This window comes from Orientia tsutsugamushi str. Boryong (assembly GCF_000063545.1).
GTDB lineage: Bacteria > Pseudomonadota > Alphaproteobacteria > Rickettsiales > Rickettsiaceae > Orientia > Orientia tsutsugamushi_C.
On record NC_009488.1, the window covers coordinates 1,487,177 to 1,504,971 of the forward strand.

12 protein-coding genes and 5 pseudogenes are annotated in these 17,795 nt (G+C 30.6%); 10 read left to right on the forward strand and 7 right to left on the reverse strand.

Annotated features, from left to right (window positions below; translation table 11 throughout):
* Positions 1 to 272: 272 nt before the first annotated feature.
* The 4 genes and pseudogenes from OTBS_RS07100 to OTBS_RS17695 all read left to right on the forward strand — a co-directional run bounded on the left by OTBS_RS07100 (position 273) and on the right by OTBS_RS17695 (position 3,000).
* Positions 273 to 727 (forward strand): annotated as a pseudogene (locus OTBS_RS07100) (conjugal transfer protein TraD).
* Positions 728 to 1,051: 324 nt separating this feature from the next.
* A complete protein-coding gene (locus tag OTBS_RS14455) occupies positions 1,052 to 1,246 on the forward strand; it encodes a tetratricopeptide repeat protein (protein WP_050897486.1) in 195 nt (64 codons plus the stop codon).
* Positions 1,247 to 1,264: 18 nt separating this feature from the next.
* Positions 1,265 to 1,948 (forward strand): annotated as a pseudogene (locus OTBS_RS17690) (tetratricopeptide repeat protein); the annotation flags it as partial.
* A 227-nt stretch (positions 1,949 to 2,175) separates the two neighbouring features.
* Positions 2,176 to 3,000: pseudogene (locus tag OTBS_RS17695) on the forward strand (IS5-like element ISOt6 family transposase).
* A gap of 931 nt (positions 3,001 to 3,931) precedes the next feature.
* On the opposite strand, the gene lipB reads toward OTBS_RS17695, so the two are convergent.
* Positions 3,932 to 4,558 carry a lipoyl(octanoyl) transferase LipB gene (gene lipB, locus OTBS_RS07120; RefSeq protein ID WP_011944926.1) on the reverse strand — a complete coding sequence of 209 codons (627 nt, stop codon included), beginning with the start codon at positions 4,556 to 4,558 and terminating at the stop codon, positions 3,932 to 3,934.
* A 121-nt stretch (positions 4,559 to 4,679) separates the two neighbouring features.
* On the opposite strand from lipB, the gene murD reads away from it, so the two are divergent.
* The 4 genes from murD to OTBS_RS16875 all read left to right on the forward strand — a co-directional run bounded on the left by murD (position 4,680) and on the right by OTBS_RS16875 (position 9,144).
* Entirely contained in the window at positions 4,680 to 6,059 is a 1,380-nt protein-coding gene (gene murD, locus OTBS_RS07125) for a UDP-N-acetylmuramoyl-L-alanine--D-glutamate ligase (RefSeq protein WP_232488969.1), read from the forward strand.
* Positions 6,060 to 6,065: 6 nt separating this feature from the next.
* Positions 6,066 to 7,193: an FtsW/RodA/SpoVE family cell cycle protein gene (locus tag OTBS_RS07130; RefSeq protein WP_011944928.1), complete on the forward strand. Its 1,128-nt coding sequence runs from the start codon at positions 6,066 to 6,068 to the stop codon at positions 7,191 to 7,193.
* Between the two features lie 3 nt (positions 7,194 to 7,196).
* A complete protein-coding gene (murG, locus tag OTBS_RS07135; protein WP_011944929.1) occupies positions 7,197 to 8,276 on the forward strand; it encodes an undecaprenyldiphospho-muramoylpentapeptide beta-N-acetylglucosaminyltransferase in 1,080 nt (359 codons plus the stop codon).
* Positions 8,277 to 9,033: 757 nt separating this feature from the next.
* On the forward strand, positions 9,034 to 9,144 hold the full coding sequence (locus tag OTBS_RS16875; protein ID WP_232489057.1) for a hypothetical protein: 111 nt from the start codon (positions 9,034 to 9,036) through the stop codon (positions 9,142 to 9,144).
* A 1,024-nt stretch (positions 9,145 to 10,168) separates the two neighbouring features.
* On the opposite strand, the pseudogene OTBS_RS12845 reads toward OTBS_RS16875, so the two are convergent.
* From OTBS_RS12845 to OTBS_RS07160, 4 genes and pseudogenes are all read right to left on the reverse strand, one after another.
* Positions 10,169 to 10,993 (reverse strand): annotated as a pseudogene (locus OTBS_RS12845) (IS5 family transposase).
* A gap of 419 nt (positions 10,994 to 11,412) precedes the next feature.
* Complete coding sequence (locus OTBS_RS07150; protein ID WP_011944930.1) at positions 11,413 to 12,627, reverse strand: aspartate kinase; 1,215 nt, start codon at positions 12,625 to 12,627, stop codon at positions 11,413 to 11,415.
* Between the two features lie 280 nt (positions 12,628 to 12,907).
* On the reverse strand, positions 12,908 to 13,405 hold the full coding sequence (locus OTBS_RS07155; RefSeq protein ID WP_011944931.1) for an SH3 domain-containing protein: 498 nt from the start codon (positions 13,403 to 13,405) through the stop codon (positions 12,908 to 12,910).
* Entirely contained in the window at positions 13,386 to 15,128 is a 1,743-nt protein-coding gene (locus OTBS_RS07160) for a cation:proton antiporter (protein WP_011944932.1), read from the reverse strand. The genes OTBS_RS07155 and OTBS_RS07160 overlap by 20 nt, the downstream gene beginning before the upstream one ends.
* Before the next feature lie 172 nt (positions 15,129 to 15,300).
* On the opposite strand from OTBS_RS07160, the gene OTBS_RS07165 reads away from it, so the two are divergent.
* The gene (locus tag OTBS_RS07165) at positions 15,301 to 15,873 is read left to right on the forward strand and encodes a 5-formyltetrahydrofolate cyclo-ligase (RefSeq protein ID WP_011944933.1); all 573 of its coding nucleotides are present in this window, start codon (positions 15,301 to 15,303) and stop codon (positions 15,871 to 15,873) included.
* Entirely contained in the window at positions 15,870 to 16,481 is a 612-nt protein-coding gene (locus tag OTBS_RS07170; protein ID WP_011944934.1) for a CvpA family protein, read from the forward strand. Before OTBS_RS07165 ends, OTBS_RS07170 begins: the two co-directional genes overlap by 4 nt.
* Before the next feature lie 198 nt (positions 16,482 to 16,679).
* Here the strand turns inward: OTBS_RS07170 and OTBS_RS07175 are convergent.
* Together OTBS_RS07175 and OTBS_RS07180 are read right to left on the reverse strand one after the other, a co-directional pair.
* A pseudogene (locus OTBS_RS07175) lies at positions 16,680 to 17,480 on the reverse strand (conjugal transfer protein TraC); the annotation flags it as partial.
* A complete protein-coding gene (locus OTBS_RS07180; RefSeq protein ID WP_041621308.1) occupies positions 17,461 to 17,790 on the reverse strand; it encodes a hypothetical protein in 330 nt (109 codons plus the stop codon). The pseudogene OTBS_RS07175 and the gene OTBS_RS07180, both read right to left, overlap by 20 nt.
* Positions 17,791 to 17,795: the final 5 nt, after the last annotated feature.

The window sequence follows — 17,795 nt, forward strand, 5'->3', positions numbered from 1 at the left end:
GTTTCAGGTTAGCATGAGTTTTTTGATTTTGCCAGTACAAACTGCTTTTTGTTAACACTAGATCAGCTAATGAGTACTCATTTTTTAGCATCGCTCTTTATGGAGCGCATATTGCGTATAAGCTTATTCTTTAATAAAGCTTCTAACCTTGGATTCACGTTTTTTTGACTATAATTATTTGATGTTGGTTTGGCAGGTGCGGTTTTTTTCTTTACTGGAATTTTATTTTGATATATTCTTGCCTGATTTTTTTATCTTTCTGAATTACTAACATGGCAAATCTTATGCAGCAAAAAATTACTCTCCAACAAAAAAAGCTAAGCTAATCATGGATGAGGTTAACCTCAAAATCAAAGAACGTAAAATGCGTACTCGACGTCTTATCGAAATGGGTGGACTAGTCGCTAAGGCTAAGCTTGATCACTTACAGACAAACACTTTATTTGGTGCAATTGTTTCACTAAAAGAAACTTTAACACAACATCCAAATGTTCAGAATCATTGGACTACAATCGGTAAAAATATTTTTGATAAGGAACAGCAAAATAAAGCTGCTGTGATTTTAAAATTTTCCTCTGAACCAGATGAAAACACTAAGCGCTACATTCGCCTTCATGGCTTAAAATGGAATAGCTTTCGTCAAGAATGGTGCAGCAATGTTAAGGACATTGAGGCCTTAAAGAATGGCCTTCTTAATGTTCAGTATAAACTTGAGCTTGTGTCTTAGATAATAGTTCAAACTATATGCGCAGCTAGCAATATCACTACTGATAGAAAATATAGAGTAAGAATTCCAGAGTAACATAACTGATGGTAATAATAAAAAAAAATAAAGAATTTTGATGAAATTTCTGATAGTGTTAAAAATAAGGCTGTAAAAAAGAAAATTTGATAACAGCACATTTGATTTAGCAATTATCATAGCTAATCAAAAATTTAAAGGGGAATTTTTATAAATCATATGAAATATATGACAGTATTATTAATACAGTTACATCTATTGCATCAAAATAATCTGCTCATATAACAGTATTCAATTTAGGGTAAAGATATGCTAGCAGACAAATATTTTAATAAAGGGAATTCATTTTTTCAGTTAAGAAAATATCAAAAAGCAATAAAGAATTTTGATATAGCTATTAAGTGTAATCCAGATTGTATAGAAGCTTATATTAATAAAGGAATGGCTTTAAAGGCATTATGGCAACATCAAAAAGCAATAGAAACTTTTGATACTACTATTTGATATAAACCTGATTTTTCAGAAACTTATTATGCTAAAGGAATTTCTTTATACGAACTAGGACAATATCAAGAGGCAATAAAGAATTATGATACAGCTATTCAATACAATCCAAATGATGCAGACTATTATATTGGTAAAGGAACTTCTTTATACGAACTAGGGCAATATCAAGAAGCAATAAAAAATTATGATGTAGCTATTAAGTATAAACCAGATTTTGTAGAAGCTTATGTTAATAAAGGAGCGTCTTTAAAGGAATTAGGGCGCAATCAAGAGGCAATTGAAAATTATGATATAGCTATTAAGTATAAACCAGATTTGATAGAAGCTTATCATGCTAAAGGAAATGCTTTGAAAAATCTTGGAAAGCTACTAGAAGCAATTAACAATTATGATCAAGCTATTCGATACAGCACAAATTACGCAAGCTCTTACAATAATAAAGGATCTGCTTTATGTATACTAGAACAATATCAAGAGGTAATAGAGAATTTTGATTTGGCTATTAAGTATCAACCAGATTTTCCAGAGGCTTACTATAATAAAGGAATTGCTTTGAATGAATTGGGGCGACATCAAGAAGCAATTGAAAGTTGTAGCCTGGCTATCAAATATGATTCTGATAATGTGTACGCATACCAGTTAGCAAATGAACTTACAAAAAAAATTAAAAAAAGCAATCTCCGCATCATAACTGATTAATTTTTAGAATCAAGGCACAGAGAATCAGATGTTCATAAGCTAAGAATGTTTTATTATTCTAGAATTATAAACTATAGTTATTTACAATGAGGTTTGAGCATAAAAAAAGCGACAATAGCATCATAAGATTTACTAACAGGATATTTTATACGCAAACTTCATTAGACTTCTTTCGAAACTATACAATGATGTAAAATGGTGTTATAAAGATCTGATTTGAAGTAATAATGAAATTAGATCAGATTAAAGAGTTAAAGGATGAAAAATTTCGTCGATTAACAGTAGTAAGGAAGGGAACATTCTCAAAGATGGTGGATATTTTGAGGAAAGCTGATGGTGTTAAGAAATCAAAAGGAGGGCGTAAAAATAAGCTCAATTTGGAGGAACAGTTATTGATGGCCTTAGAATACCTTAGAGAATACCGTACTTATTTTCATATAGGTCAGAACTATGGGATTAGTGAAAGTTCAGCATATAAAGCTGTAAAATGGGTAGAAGACACCTTAGTTAAACACCCAAACTTTGCTCTTCCAGGTCGTAAAGCTCTAATGAATAGCGATATGAATTATGAAGTAGTCTTGATTGATGCTACTGAGAGTCCAATAGAAAGACCCAAAAAAAACAAAAATTCTATTATTCAGGAAAGAAGAAAAGGCATACACTAAAGACTCAAATAGTGGTAGACAAGAAAACATACCAAGTAATATGTACAGATTTTTCTAACGGTAAAAAACATGACTTTAGATTATTTAAGGAATCCAAAATTCTTATCCATCCTAAGATTAAAGCGATTACTGATACAGGATATCAAGGTATACAAAAAATTCACAATAATTCTGCATTACCAAAGAAAAAAAGCAAGAAAAAATCCTTTAACTAAAAATGATAAAAAGAATAATCGTAGGTTAGCAGGAGAAAGAGTTGTCAATGAAAACTTTATTGGTATGCTAAAACGGTTCAAAATTATTGCTGACAAATATCGAAATAGACGTAAAAGATTCGGTCTTAGATTTAATTTGATCTCTGGCATTTATAATTTTGAACTACCTTAACCAGTTTCAAAAGAGGTCTATTTAAATCTGATAGAAAAATTTTGGGCTAATATGAAGAGGTGGATTAGACATCAAATTACTCAATTTGGTGGTAAATCTTATGATGCTATTGTCGATTTTTTCTATGCTCAAACCTCATTGTAAATAACTATATATCAAATTTTACTGAGGTAGCATTACAACTTTTTCCTCGATTAACACATTTCATTACTTTATCTTGAAAGTCTTGGCTATATGATTTTGGCATTTCCTTTTTAGAATATTATATGCAAACTTCATTGTAAATGACTATATAACTGGTTTAATAGAATTGGAGGAAAACGTAAGGTAAATTGGAAAAGACTAACTGAGATACTTAAAAACGCCAATTTAGGATAAGAAAAAGTATGAAAAGCATAATACAAAAGGTCTACAAGAGATATTATGTAATATCTTTAAATATAGTTTCAATTAATAACAGTTTATTTATTGCTCTCATGTTTGTAAATGCAATTTTAGGATAAGAAACAATTAGAAATATGTAATATACAAGTGTTATAATGGTGAATGTTCAGGTTATTACGCATAGTATTATGAAAGAATATTTGTAGAAATATGATCAATGAATAAACTGTTATTAATTGAAACTACAGATAATATATAATTATACATTATCTCCTGTATGCTTCTTATTCTCTACCTTTCATATTTTTCCTTATCCAAAATTGGCGTTAAAAGAGTAAATTTTCCTAAAAATGGAAAGATTATCTCAATGTTCTAAACAACAAATAAGGCATAATGCTTATCTTATTTTTTCGGGAAGCCGGATGCGGTAATTCTGCAAATCCTGTTCTGCGCGGAGGGGCCTAATTAAGCGATTGGTTAGGTCTACTCACACAATTATACTTTATATATTTCTTAATTTTTAAGTTAAATTTTAGTATACCTTATATTAAAATATCTTATAGAATTCTTGCTTTAATATAGCTTTGTAGTAATCTAGATCTATCTTTTGATCAAGTAATTCATTAATTGAAGTTACAATAGTGTCACGGTCTCCACACGGAATTATTCCTTTAAACTTTTTTAAATCTGGACATACATTAATAGCTACTCCGTGATAAGTGATCCACTTATGTATTCGCACTCCTATTGATGCTATTTTTTTTCTACCAAACTCACTATCTATCCAAACTCCAATAGTATCTTGAACAGTTATACCTATAATATTAAAGAACTTTAGAGAATTAATAACAAGAGAAGCAAGATTGTTTACATAATTTCTAATATCTTTTACCCTTCCGTTAGCTGCTAAATTGATAACAGGATATATTATAATTTGCCCAGGACCATGATAAGTAAACTTTCCTCCTCGATCAGTATGATGTACTGGAATATCATAGCAATTTAATAATTCATCATTCTTAGCGCTAATTCCAGCAGTATAAACATCTTGATGCTCAAGAATAAATACAGCTTCTGAAGCAGTACCGTTTAGTATTCCTGTTAATCTTGATTTCATCATTTTATAAGCTTCGCTATATTCGATAGGATACTGAATTTCTATCCACTCTACCATAAGAAAAACTTTGTTTAGAAAAAATAATAATATAAAATACGCATAACTATTATCAAAAACAATTAAATTTATTTAAAAAAACGTGATTAGACTATATTCACAAAGGAATAAAAAAATAGGTGTGTTTGGATTATCTCGTACCGGTTTAGCAGTTTGTAAATCTCTAGCTGGACTGGCTGATTTAATTGTTTACGATGATTCACATGACAGTCGGAATTCTTTCTACAAACATAATATTAGTTCGAAAGATTACAAGATGATCAACATTGATCAACCAGAATGGCAAGTATGTGACTTTATTATATTAAGCCCTGGTATACCATATTATACCACACCTCATCCTATTGTAAAGCATGCGCAAAAGTATAACATACCAATTAAATCAGACATAGATCTTCTATATAATGAATATCCTAATCGTAAATACATTGGTATTACTGGAACAAATGGCAAAAGTACAACCTCTACTCTTATTCATCATATTTTAACATTTACAAATGGTAAATTTGATATTGGAGGTAATATAGGTAAAGCGGTTTTATCTTTAAGAGATAATGTAGAAGGATATGTCTTAGAGCTTTCATCATTTCAACTAGATTTAATAACTGATCTGAAGCTAGATGTTGCAGTATTATTAAACATCACCGCTGATCATATAGATCGTTATTATTCATTTGACCAATATATACTATCTAAGCAAAAGATACTTTCTCTTGCCACAAAAAATGGTTATGCTTTAATTAATAAAGAGTGTTCTATTATTTCTAACGCCAATTACAATACATTATATGCAAGCAAGTTTAGAAATACTACGTGTAGCTTAGAATTAATAAAGAAAGCTATAAACACTGATGAATTAAATAAATCTATTGCAGATGAAAGTATAAATTGTCAATCTCAGCCTACATTAGTGAAATTTTCATCTCACATACCTCAACATATAAATTTTACTTCTTTACTATTAGGTAAGCATAATAATCAAAATATTGCTGCTGCTTTTTATGCATGTAAAATTTTAGGTAGAAATGAATATGATATTACTAGCGCTATAAATCAATTTCAACCTTTACCTCATCGTATGCAATATATAGGGAAAAAAAACAACATACATATTTATAATGATAGTAAGGCAACCAATGCAGATGCTGCTAGTAAAGCATTATTAAGCTTATCAAATATCTATTGGATAGCTGGAGGAGTTGCTAAAGAAGGAGGAGTTAATTCGATAGTAAATACGCTATATGAAGTTAAAAAAGCATATTTATATGGGCAATCTAGATATGCTCTTGCAGAAACATTAAAAGGAGTAGTTGCTTTTTCAATTAATAACACCATGGAGGAAGCATTTAATCAAGCGATAATAGATGCTGAATCTGATCAAAGTGGGCTAGATAAAAATATATTATTTGCTCCTGCTTGCGCTTCATTTGATCAGTTTAAGAACTTTGAAGATAGGGGTAATCAATTTATAAAAATATCTCAAAAATTTATAACAGAATAAAAATATATGAACTATAATTCGACTGAAAAGTTTAGAATATTATGGCGCTGGTGGAAAAGTATAGATCAATACACGGTATTTTTATTATGTATTTTATCTGCTTTAAGCCTAATGCTAGTAACAACCTCTGGCGCTGCAGTAGCAAATAGAATAGGAGTTCCACAGTCGTATTTTGCTAGCAAGCATATATTTTATGTTGTACTAGCAGTAGGTACAACATTTGTTGTATCGTTTCTCAATAAAACTACAATAAAGCGTTTAGCTATTTTAGGATTTATTCTAAATATTATATTATTAATATTTATTAAATTTTATGGTAATCCTATTAAGGGAGCTAAAAGGTGGATTAATATTGGAGGAATATCATTGCAACCTTCTGAATTTGTAAAACCATTTTTTTTAGTGATTACTGGATGGCTTCTTTCAGCTATTCAAAGCAATGAAATTCGCTTTATTGTTACTATTATCTTATATTTAATAGTAGCATTACTGCTAATTACTCAGCCTGATTTTGGTATGTTAATAACAATTTCGGTTGCATTTGGAATACAATTATTTATAGCAGGTATACCGTTACTATGGCTCTTGATTTTGATATGTATATCAATTGCTGGAACAGCAGGAGCATATTCATTATTACCGCATGTTAAGAGAAGAATTAATAGTTTTTTGGATCCAGCCAATAGCGAAAATTACCAAGTCATGAAGTCTTTACAAGCATTTAAAAATGGAGGACTATATGGCAAAGGGCCAGGAGAAGGTTTAGTCAAGCACATGTTACCTGATTCTCATACTGACTTTATTTTTGCTGTTGCTGGTGAAGAGTTAGGAGCTATAGTCTGTTTAATAATTGTAGCAATTTTTACTTTTATTGTTATATATGGATTCATCAAATTGCTCTTTGAAGAGGATAATTATACAATTTTTGTATCTTCAGGCATACTTTCACAGTTTGGATTTCAGGCTATAGTTAATATGTGTGTTAGTACTAACCTGCTTCCAACTAAAGGTATGACTTTGCCATTTATTAGTTACGGTGGATCTTCCAGCGTCGCAGTAGCGATAGGAGTTGGAATATTACTTGCTCTTACAAGGCATAAAACTGATCTTAGTAAATATAAACTCAAGATATAAAATATGAAAACAATATTTTTAGTTGGAGGTGGAACAGGTGGGCACTTATTTCCAGCGATTGCATTAGGAGAAGAACTACAGGAGCGTGGTTATAATGTATACTTGATTACAGACACTAGGTGCGAAAAATATCTCCTAAATTTTAATTATAGTTTTAAAATCCATATTATGAATATGGTATCCATCTCTAATACAGGGATTAAAAAACTTTATGCCTATATAAGAATATTAGCTGCTTGTATAACTGGATTCAAATTAGTCTACTCAAATTCTCCAAGCCTCATAGTAGCTTTTGGAGGATATACTATTGCTCCTATTATTATAAATGGAATATTATTTAGAATTCCATTTATTCTACATGAGCAAAACAGTGTTTTAGGCCTAGCTAATAGGCTTTTTTTAAGATATGCTAAAGCTATAACTGTAACGTTTGCTAATACTCTCAATTTGAATAATCGCTATAAACATAAAGTAATAGTTACAGGAACTCCTGTGCGAAAAGCCTTAAGATTTACTCCAAAACGTAATTTTAACTCTAAAAATTTTCAGCTGTTAGTAATTGGAGGTAGTCAAGGAACCAAAATCTTTTCTACTCTTGTGCCTAATGCAATCAAATTACTAGTCAATTGTGATCATGACTTTAAAATTACTATTGTTCATCAGGCTGTAGCAAAGGATATTAATTACGTTAAAGCAATGTATACTGAACTAAATATAGAGCATGAAGTGAGTGATTTTTTTTACAATATTGCTGACAAGTACAAAAATTCTCATTTAGCAATTTGCAGAGCTGGAGCATCTACTATATCTGAAATAATATCTTTATGTCAACCTGCAATATTAGTACCATATCCTGTCTCTGCACAAAATCATCAGCTTTTTAATGCAAAAGCTATTGCAGATAATAAAGCTGGTTGGTGTATAGAGCAAAGCACTATCACACCTCATATTTTATTTGAAAAAATATTCACATTAATGCAATCACCAACATTATTAGCTTCTACTGAGTTGAAACTGAGAGAGATGAAAATTAATGCCGAAAACCTACTAGCTAATGTGGTAGATAAATTTATAGTAACTTAGGTAAAATTAGATATAACTAAACCACTATAAAACAGTTATATTATATACTTTTTGAAAGGTATATCTGAGTTGTAGTGATAGCCAAACTGTTATAACTGTTTTATAGTAGTTTAGCTATATATTAAAAGAAGCGTATAAATTGTTAAAATCAAGATTTGCTTTGGTGGTAGTATCATGCAGCCAGAGGCTAGGTAAATGGCATAGTTAACATAAGTAAACTACTGATGAATGTTGTTAGTAATAAAAAGCAAAGGATACTGTAAGGCTTTGTTCAAAAGAGAAATGATCTGATTATTTGCCTTAGAACCTGACAATACGTAGACTATATGATCACATGCGGACAGGTAGAACATAACCAATTTATGTTATATAGATAGAACACAGTAAGCCTGTATCTTTTCCAATATTGAAGGTGAAATGTAAGGTAAGCTGATGAAGGTGCAAGCAGAGGAAAACAGAAAAAATGCTCCACACGAAAGTTTGAGCCTTCTGTTATGGTTTCTTATGACGAGAGAATTTGATGACACTTTGAAATTAGAAAAGCAAAATGATGGTTATAAATTTTACAGCTATAGTCATTTACAATGAGGTTTGAGCATAGAAAAAAGCGACAATAGCGTCATAAGATTTACCAACAGGATATTTTATATGCAAACTTCATTGTAAATGACTACAGTGGGTTATTGATAACAAAATACATTGGTACAGTATAAACTGGAAGAAATGTAATAAAGTTGTTAAAAATTATCGAACTCGCATCGTAAAGGCAATACAGGAAAGCAGATGGAATAAAGCAAAAGCTTTGCAATGTTTGCTTACACATATTAAACCTGTTCAACAGAAATTGTGCTTAAAGAGGCTTGAGTAATGTGATGCCAAAGCATCACGTACTAGTTGTATATCCAGAGGAGCTAATATGTACAGTGTGAGGTAAGCATACTAGATGAAGAGTTAGAAATCTATAGTTAGGATAGCAGCATGGAGAGAAATTGAGATGTTGGAACATATCTACAAACTTATCAAAAGGATAAGAGCAAATTATTCAAGCTGCAACGAAAGCAAATACATGGATGGCTCTGAAAGTGATAAGTCCAAAAGGCTGAGCTAGCGACCGTATAGCGAAAGCAGAATGCTTAACTGAAAACTATAACTGATACAGTTGAACACTATAGCTGAGTGGTAGTGGCGGCATGATAATAAGTACATATTAAGTAATTGAAGAAGTACTCTCGTTCCAGAAAGAAAGATTCTAGAGCAATGTAGATTCTATAACTAGTAAACTATGAAATAAATTGAACATGAGAGGATGACAGAGTGGTATGTCTTAGCAATGACGTAGTGTAATGCCTGTGGAGCAAACGTACCATACTGATAACAGTATTTCAACAACAATGGAGGTAATGACGAATGATAAAAATATCTATAGAATTACAAGGCATGAGAAGGAAAATATAGTCATCTACAATGATGTTTGAGCATAGAAAGAAGAGATAAAATAGTTAATATATAATCTGTTGGTTGTAAAGTTATTTTTCTGCTATTTTATTCTCTAGATTTAAATTCGATAGAAAAGTTTTGAGCTAATATGAAGAGGTGGATTAGAAATCAAATTACTCAATTTTATGAATCTATTATCGCTTTTTTCTATGCTTGAACCCCATTGAAAATGACTATATATCTTATCAACCAAATATTACGAGCTGCTGGATAAATTACTTTAGTGTTGGTAACTCTAGCAGTTGTTTTGGATATGTAAGCGACTTGATAGAGAAGAAAGTAGGATATCATCTAATGCAATTACGTGAATTGAGAAGGCTTATGCTGAAAAAGGTGGCGTAGAAGAGAATTATATGAGAAGATTGGATTATATAATAGACCTCTTTCGAAACTGGTTAAGGTAGTTCAAAATTATAAATGCCAGAGATCAAATTAAATCTAAGACCGAATCTTTTACGTCTATTTCGATATTTGATAGCAATAATTTTGAACCGTTTTAGCATACCAATAACGTTTTCATTGACAACTCTTTCTCCTGCTAACCTACAATTATTCTTTTTATCATTTTTAGTTAAAGGATTTTTCTTGCTTTTTTTCTTTAGTAATTCAGAATTATTGTGAATTTTTTGTATACCTTGATATCCTGTATCAGTAATCTCTTTAACTTTAGAATGAATAAGAATTTTGGATTCCTTAAATAATCTAAAGTCATGCTTTTTACCGTTAGAAAAATTTGTACATATTACTTGATGCGTTTTCTTGTCTACCACTATTTGAGTTTTTAGTGTATGCCTTTTCTTCTTTCCTGAATAATAGAATTTTTGTTTTTTTTGGGTCTTTCTATTGGACTCTCAGTAGCATCAATCAAGACTACTTCATAATTCATATCGCTCTTCATTAGAGCTTTACGACCTGGAAGAGCAAAATTTGGGTGTTTAACTAGGGTGTCTTCTACCCATTTTACAGCTTTATATGCTGAACTTTCACTAATCCGATAGTTCTGACCCTATATGGAAATAAGTATGGTATTCTCTAAGGTATTCTAACGCCATCAGCAACTGTTCCTCCAAATTAAGCTTATTTTTACGCCCGTCTTTTGATTTCTTAAGACCATCAGCTTTCCTCAAAATATCCACCATCTTTGAAAATGTTCCCTTCCTTACTCCTGTTAATCAACGAAATTTTTCATCCTTTAACTCTTTAATCTGATCGAATTTCATTATTAGACCTCTTTCGAAACTGGTTAAGGTAGTTCAAAATTATAAATGCCAGAGATCAAATTAACTCTAAGACCGAATCTTTTACGTCTATTTCGATATTTATCAGCAATAATTTTGAACTACCTTAACCAGTTTCGAAAGAGGTCTATTACCTCAAATCAGATCTTTATAACACTATTCTACATCATTCTCTAGTTTCGAAAGAAGTCTAATGATTACCAAATTCCATATTATAGATCTTTGAAAGCAATAACTTACAACATGCTATAGGCAATGATATGAAGTTATCAGGAAAGCGCATATAGGTAATCTATACGTTAAGTTTAACATGGCGTGTAATGGATATGTTGATAACTAAACTACTACGCCTTCACTCGACTATACTTATGTAACAAAGATATTGCAACACTTCCTTGTTACTAGATTGCGGAACTAGCAGTTGAAATTAGATGATGATGTAGCTCAGCTACTATTGGTTCAACATCTATTTTATTCAATATAATAGATATTCTAGCTTCTAAGGCTAATATTCCTAAAATTTGCACTTCAAACTTGCTAAGAACCATGGTAATTTGCTGAAATATTGATGGGTTATATTTTATCGCATATCCTACTACTGACACTGATGCTACATTATTAATTTGGTAGCTATTAATGATACATTGGTTCTGTAATTCATCAAATGCCTTTTTTGATGCAGTTAAATCAGATAATGGTATGATTATACTAACCTTATTTAACTGGTAGTTGGTAATTTGCTCTATTGAGACTGAATATTTAAGCATATGATTTATAACAAGAAAAAATTGTTTGTTATCATTGATACATATAGTTACTAAAATTATATCTTTATTATACGTAATGCCTGTAATTTGAGGTTGTTCCATTGTTGTAATCTCTTGAATTATTGTTCCTTGACCTTTTCCAAATGCATGTATTACTTTGATAGGAACATTATAGCGCATACCCATTTGTACTGCTCGATAATGAACTACTCTTGATCCAAGCGAAGCTAATTCTAGCATTTCTGTATAAGTGATTTTATCATGCTTGCAGGCTTGTGGTATTAGTTCTGGATCAGCTGAAAATACTCCATCAACGGTAGTATATATATCACATCTTTTTGCTTGCAATGCTGCTGCAATAGCCACAGCTGTAATATCAGATCCTCCGCGTCCTAAAGTTGTAATTCTATTGTGATTCGTGATACCTTGAAACCCAGAAATAACTGGTACTATACCTTGTAATAGCATATCATGAATTAAGTTAGTATTAATATCTATAATTATTGCTTTAGAATGATAATTATTAGTTTTAATAGGTATTTGCCATGAGTGTAATGATCTAGACTTAATTGATTTTTGTTGTAAAGCTAATGCAAATAGTGAGGCTGTCATAATCTCTCCGCTACTTAAAGCGCTATCATACTCTGCTAATGTTTCAGGAGTATATAATTCACTGTTTAAATTGTAACAAAATGAAATTAATTTTTTAGTAATACCAGCCATAGCTGAAACTACTACTATAACCTTATTGCTAGCATCAATTTCACGCTGTACTTTTGTTACTAAGTTAGCAATTTTAGCAGTATCAGATACACATGCTCCACCAAATTTTTGTACAATAATATTCATATAAATTAATAGTCAGCGTATATCTTTTTTTATGTGTCAAAAAATTTTAAAAAAATTATTATTTACTGTAGTATTAATTTATGTTTTTAGCCCAAACTACATTACTCAATTAAGTTAGTTCAGCTGTTATTATAGCTAAAATAGTTGAATTATATTACAGAGAAGAAAAAAATAATATGTTAAGATAATATAAATTATGGTATTAATATATCATTATTAGTACTATAATTCAAATTACTTATTAACTATATTTATAAAAAATAAACTTTTGTAAATATATTTATTCATGATCATATACACCCCATAAAATTTTCCGATCTACCCAGCCAATATAATTTTTGCAGTGCAACTTGCACATTAAAGCTGTGCATTTTTTTAATTCACACCTTACTTTAGGCTCAAGATATGCAATAATTCTACTTTCATAATTAGATGATTTATAAAGATTCTGTATTTTATTACTGTTAATAACTACTGTTCTTTTTTGAGATAAAACACTTGAGTGAATCCATCCAAAGTCACCTGTTATATCGCGCACATAGTACCATTGGTCAAATTTATCGACTATTTCTAATGGCTCATCTTTTTTGGTAAATATCCACTTAATTGGATATTTGATATTCGGGCCTGTCCTCATGTTGATTTCATTTGTTTTGGTTGAAATAAACCTTGGAATTTTAGTATTTTTGTTATCTGATAACGCAGCATTGATAAATACAGTAACCATAATTATAAATGTTATAATAAAGCTGTAAATTCTACTCGTTTTCATCATCATTATCTAGGGTTTGGCTTTGCTTTGTAGCTACGTAATTACCTGAACGAAATTGGTTTTTAATTCTATTAACTTCGTAATCGCTAATGCCTATTACTTTTAAGACTTCGCTACCTAACTGCAATCCAACCTCATAATCTGATGGAACAATAACTGTTGCTCCACATTCATATAGTTCATTAGAGCGCTGCAAATCTTTTGCTTTTACAATTATAGCAATATGTGAAAAATTATTTGATATAGCTTTTAGAGTTTTTTTGATGGTAATTTCATTAGTTAAAGATAAAATAATTGCTGATGCACGCTCTATTCCTAGCGCTTTTAATGTGTCAACTTGAGAAATATCTCCCTGAACAATAGGAAAACTACTATGATTATCTTCTTTTACAGCTTGTTCATTAATATCAATTGCAATATAACGTATATTTTCTGCTTCTAGAACATTTGCTACCATTCTACCTACACGGCCAAATCCTGCTATAATAATATGATTAGTTAAATCTCTAGCTCCTTGTTCGATAATTTGAAGTGGATTATACTCCTCCTTTTTACCATTACCAAGCAGGTCAGCAATTTTTGATCCTGCTACAGATAATAATGGAGTTAAAGCCATAGTACAAGTTACAACTAATAATAAGGTTTTACCAATTGAGTTTTCAATAATTCCCTCCTTCATTGCTTCATTAAACAAAATAAAAGCAAACTCACTACCTTGAGATAACAGTAATCCTGTATGTAATGCAATACTCTTATTAAAGTTAAATAGAATACACAAGCCAGTAACAATAGTCGCCTTAATTAAAATCAATCCTATTGAGCAAACCAAGATTGTTTGCAGATTTTGAATAATTTCATTAACATTGATATGCATTCCTACAGACATGAAGAATAAGCCAAGTAATAACCCCTTAAATGGATATATACTTTCTTCTGCTTGTAATCTAAATTCAGTTTCAGCCACTAATATACCTGAAACAAATGCACCTAGTGCAAGTGATAAACCCTGATGGCTTGTTCCCCAAGCAGCAGATAATACAATAAGTAGAGTTGTAGCTATGAATAATTCATTTGTACTTCCAGGTGGTTTATCAATAGAAATTACTTTGAATAAAGGCCTTAAGAATAGTTGACCAGTAATAAATATGACTATTAGTGCTATCATAGCTTTAACCAGAGCAATACCCATAGCTTGAGCAATAGATATGTCTGTTTTATTAGATAGCATTGGTAGTATTACAAGTAATGGTACTACAGCAAAATCTTGCATTAGTAATACTGATAATGCAACTCTACCAACTTGACTGGACTGGCTACGACTTTCTTCAATTACCTGAAGAACGATAGCGGTAGAAGACAGAGATAACACTGTTCCAATAATAATTGATACATCAACATTATCGTAATATGACATGACACAACCACCGATTATTACACTAGTGATGATCACTTGCAACGATCCTAAGCCAAAGACATACCTTCTCATAGCTTTTAATCTTTCAATTGATAATTCTAATCCAATCGCAAATAATAGAAAAACTACTCCAAATTCAGCAATAGCACTAGTATACTGAACGTTGACAATTTTAAGGCCATGATCACCAATTAGAGCTCCAGCTACCAAATATCCAAGTACAGGACTAAGCTTTAGTTTTTTAAAAACTATTACAATACAAATTGCAGTAGCAAGTAGTATAACGATATTTGGTAAAAAGTCATAAGATTCCATTCTGCTCTTCTAAAACTTAATTAGTTAAATTTTAAGAACGTAATATATATCTGGAGTTACTTTACATTCTATTGCAATAAACTATTATACATTATACTTAAAATAATTCTAAATTAAGCAATTACTGTGTTTAATAATGTTTTATTACTCAATCTGTTAATATAACCTCAGTATGCATCAAAATTATTATAAACAAACTCTACGTTCCAAATATAAGAATATACGAATCTTGGCAAATAAACAATTAAAAAGTTGTTGTCAACAAAGCCATCAAATCTTGTTACAAGCTGTATATATTCTTACTTCATTACTTCCTACTAATTCTGTAATTGGTATTTATTATCCATTTAAAGGCGAAGTTAATGTATTAGATTTGTTAATGATGATGCCTAACTATAAATTTGCTCTACCAGCTCTTATTAACAAAAAAATGTTATATAGATACTATTATATAGGCTGCCCAATCAAAAAACAAGAACACGAAATATATACTCCAGTTGGTACTGATATAGTGATACCATCTGCATTATTAGTTCCTGGTTTGGTGTTTGATGTTGCTGGTTATAGAATTGGCTTTGGTAAAGGATATTATGATCAATACATATCGCAAGTCAGAAGTATTAATAGCAATAACATAGCAATTGGAGTATGTTTTGATGTACAGCTAAGAAACTTTGTACCTAGGGAGTTGCATGATCAAAAAATGGACTATATTATAACAAATAAAATATTAATTGTAACATGAATATAATAGATATAATTTCTCTTGTAATCTTTATTAGCGCAATTACCTTAGGGTTTTATAAAGGTGGTTTAAAATTGATTATTGGGTCAATTTTTTTTGTGAGTTCAATATTTTTAACTGTACTTTTAACTCCTACATTGCAGGATATAATTATTGAATATACTCATAGTCTGCTTTATGCAACTATTATAAGTGGTATTTTATCTTATGTTATGTCGTTGATATTATGCACAGTGTTAAGTAATCAGGTTATTAGGCTTATTAATCCAATTACTGATGGCTTATTAGATAAATTTTTTGGTATGTTGTTAGGTGGAATGCAAGGTATATTACTTTGTGTCTTTTTATACTCTATATTAGCTATTATGTCTACACGAAGTTATATTGGTACATCAAATCATAAAGAAGTAAAACAAAAAATAAAACAATATCTGCCAATATGGCTGCATAATTCAGATTTCTTTACTTTGTCTGGGAATTTAACAGTAGATTTAATTGATGTTATTCCTGAAAAACAATTTAATGATATATTAAAATCAATTAATATATCACATGAAAATAATAAAAAGCATAACTTAGTTCATAATAGCAATGGCAGTATTGAGTAATCAACTTACTAAGTATAGCTGAGCAATGAATAGTGCAGTGATGTTATTATACAAGCCATAGCTATACAAAGGTTAAAGTTCTCATTTGGAGCTACTCCATGCTTATTTAATGTAGGTAATAAAGCTCAGCCAAAAGGTGACCAATACATTATTTGTCTTCATCTGCCAGCTAATAACATACCTAAAAAGCTTAAATCACCTTTCCATCGCTTGATTTGGTAAAATTTGCAGACCAAAATGAATCAGGAAATTTGATTTTATATATTCATCACGACGCATTTCATTGCCTAAAAACAGATCCATGGCAGATAATTTGCACTCTGCAGGCCTTTTTCGAGCTTCTAGGCTGATAAATATTTGATCATTATTTACATTTACACAATCATCATTCTCAAATAACGAAAAATCTCCACTTAGAATTTGTTCAGACAATATTTCATACTCATTAATATTCGAATGTTCTTCTTCAGGCCAGCCAAATATTACTCTCAGAAACTTTAATAATTGCTGTGCATTCACATTGTCAGTGCTTAATCCAATGGACCTAAACGTATCTTTTAAAGCATCTCGTCTGCGAATCATATCATCGATATTTGCATTTAAATTAGGTATAGTAACTGAAATTAACAATACTACATCCTTTATAGAACCTACTTTTTGAGCTTGATCACGCAAAAACTCTGTTCTTTTGTTGGCTAACTCAATAAATATCTCTCCTTTACGATATAACTGCCAGTTGCTTAAAAAATGTTCGATATTATTACTACCAATCATTAAGACTTGCATGCTACTTTCAGCTGGTAAATTTTCATCACTTTTTAGAAATTCAGCAATTTCATTTTGAGCCGAAACACTAGCTTCAGCCAATGGGCATGCAAGCAATACAAAACCTATTGAACCACGATTAAAGAATAGCTGAGTCTCCTCATCATACGATTCATAGACAAAGTGTTTAGAAAATCTTTCTCGATCAAAATCCTTATGTATGCTTGCGTTCACCTTGACTCTGTTTTGATTTAAATAAATTAATAAGATATTTTTTTGATTTTTTCGGTGAAGTGTTAACAACAGCTACACCTTGAACTGCTTTAGATCGCTTACAGTATAGAACACAACGTCTTTTTGATTTAACTTTTGATGTTTCAACTTTCTCAAGATTATTAATATCAAAAGCGCCTTGAGCAACCATATTCTTTATTTCGTATAAAGACTTACATTTTTGCCCTTTAGGAATTTTACAATCAAAATTACTTTCGAAAAAGAAGCTGGTTAGGCTTATACAGCCCAATAGCAATAATAAAAACTTCATTATAA

What these genes read in the sequence shown, in the direction of transcription:
- OTBS_RS14455 (WP_050897486.1), top strand. Translation starts at nt 1,052, where the DNA reads ATGCTAGCAGACAAATATTTTAATAAAGGGAATTCATTTTTTCAGTTA.
- lipB (WP_011944926.1), bottom strand. Translation starts at nt 4,558, where the DNA reads ATGGTAGAGTGGATAGAAATTCAGTATCCTATCGAATATAGCGAAGCT.
- OTBS_RS07130 (WP_011944928.1), top strand. Translation starts at nt 6,066, where the DNA reads ATGAACTATAATTCGACTGAAAAGTTTAGAATATTATGGCGCTGGTGG.
- murG (WP_011944929.1), top strand. Translation starts at nt 7,197, where the DNA reads ATGAAAACAATATTTTTAGTTGGAGGTGGAACAGGTGGGCACTTATTT.
- OTBS_RS07150 (WP_011944930.1), bottom strand. Translation starts at nt 12,627, where the DNA reads ATGAATATTATTGTACAAAAATTTGGTGGAGCATGTGTATCTGATACT.
- OTBS_RS07155 (WP_011944931.1), bottom strand. Translation starts at nt 13,405, where the DNA reads ATGATGATGAAAACGAGTAGAATTTACAGCTTTATTATAACATTTATA.
- OTBS_RS07160 (WP_011944932.1), bottom strand. Translation starts at nt 15,128, where the DNA reads ATGGAATCTTATGACTTTTTACCAAATATCGTTATACTACTTGCTACT.
- OTBS_RS07165 (WP_011944933.1), top strand. Translation starts at nt 15,301, where the DNA reads ATGCATCAAAATTATTATAAACAAACTCTACGTTCCAAATATAAGAAT.
- OTBS_RS07170 (WP_011944934.1), top strand. Translation starts at nt 15,870, where the DNA reads ATGAATATAATAGATATAATTTCTCTTGTAATCTTTATTAGCGCAATT.
- OTBS_RS07180 (WP_041621308.1), bottom strand. Translation starts at nt 17,790, where the DNA reads ATGAAGTTTTTATTATTGCTATTGGGCTGTATAAGCCTAACCAGCTTC.